This is a genomic window from Streptomyces sp. DvalAA-14 (assembly GCF_900091855.1).
Lineage (GTDB): Bacteria > Actinomycetota > Actinomycetes > Streptomycetales > Streptomycetaceae > Actinacidiphila.
This window is the reverse complement of the sequence record NZ_FMCH01000416.1, coordinates 1-1,565: the sequence shown is the minus strand read 5'-3', so window position 1 is coordinate 1,565 and position 1,565 is coordinate 1. Positions and strand designations below refer to the sequence as shown.

1 protein-coding gene is annotated in these 1,565 nt (G+C 72.9%); it reads left to right on the top strand.

Annotated features, from left to right (window positions below; genetic code table 11):
• Window positions 1–154: 154 nt before the first annotated feature.
• On the top strand, window positions 155–1,565 hold a 1,411-nt coding region (locus GA0115240_RS22210; RefSeq protein ID WP_161302372.1), incomplete at its 3' end, for a chromosome segregation SMC family protein.

Genomic DNA, 1,565 nt, shown 5'->3' with positions numbered 1-1,565 from the left:
CGCGCCTCGCCGGCGCCGGCGTCCTACCACCCCGCTGTTCGTCCCTGCCACGCCTCCCGTACCGCCGTACGTCCCCTGAACGGCCCTGCTCTACGTCTGGTGTGCCCTGCACATTCCTCGGTGAAACCGAGCAGCCCTAGTAGAGTCGACCGGCGTGCATCTCAAGAGCCTCACGCTGCGCGGTTTCAAGTCGTTCGCCTCGGCGACGACGCTGCGCTTCGAACCCGGAATCACCTGCGTCGTCGGCCCCAACGGGTCCGGCAAGTCCAATGTGGTGGACGCGCTGTCCTGGGTGATGGGCGAACAGGGTGCCAAGTCGCTGCGCGGCGGCAAGATGGAGGACGTCATCTTCGCCGGCACCACCGGCCGCCCCCCGCTGGGCCGGGCCGAGGTGTCGCTGACCATCGACAACTCCGACGGCGTGCTGCCGATCGAGTACACCGAGGTCACCATCACGCGGATCATGTTCCGCAACGGCGGCAGCGAGTACCAGATCAACGGCGACACCTGCCGGCTGCTCGACATCCAGGAACTGCTCTCCGACTCCGGTATCGGCCGTGAGATGCACGTCATCGTCGGCCAGGGCCAGCTCGACTCGGTCCTGCACGCCGACCCGATGGGCCGCCGGGCTTTCATCGAGGAGGCGGCCGGCGTCCTCAAGCACCGCAAGCGCAAGGAGAAGGCGCTGCGGAAGCTGGACGCCATGCAGGCCAACCTGGCCCGGGTCAGCGACCTCACCAGCGAACTGCGCCGCCAGCTCAAGCCGCTCGGCCGGCAGGCCCAGGTCGCCCGCCGGGCCGCCGTCATCCAGGCCGACCTGCGCGACGCCCGGCTGCGGCTGCTCGCCGACGACCTGGTCACCCTGCGGGAGGCGCTGAGCGCCGAAGTCGCCGACGAGGCCGCGCTCAAGGAGCGCCGCGCCGCAGTGGAGGCCGAACTCGCCGAGGCGCTGCGCCGCGAGGCCCGGCTGGAGGAGCAGGTCCGCGCCCTCACCCCCAGGGTCAGCGAGGCCCAGGCCACCTGGTACGCCCTGTCCCAGCTGTCCGAACGGGTCCGCGGCACCATCGGCCTGGCCGAGCAGCGCCACCGGCACGCCACCGGCCAGCCCGCCGAGGAGCGCCGGGGTCGCGACCCGGAGGACATGGAACGCGAGGCCGCCCGCATCCGCGAGCAGGAAGCGGAACTCACCGAGGCGCTCGACGCCGCCCAGCGCGCCCTGGACGACACCGTCGACCACCGCGCCCAACTCGAACGCCGCCTCGCCGAGGAGGAGACCCGGCTCAAGGCCGTCGCCCGCGCCATCGCCGACCGCCGCGAGGGCCTGGCCCGGCTGAACGGGCAGGTCAACGCGGCCCGCTCCAAGGCCACCGCCGCCGAGGCCGAGATCGGCCGCCTCACCGCCGCCCGCGACGAGGCCCGCGACCGCGCCGAGTCCGCGCAGGCCGACTACGAGGAGCTGCGCGCCCAGGTCGACGGCCTCGACGCCGACGACTCCGAACTGGAGGCCCGCTACGAGGCCGCGCGCGCCGAGCAGGCGGCCGCCGAGGAGGAGTTCACCGCGGCCA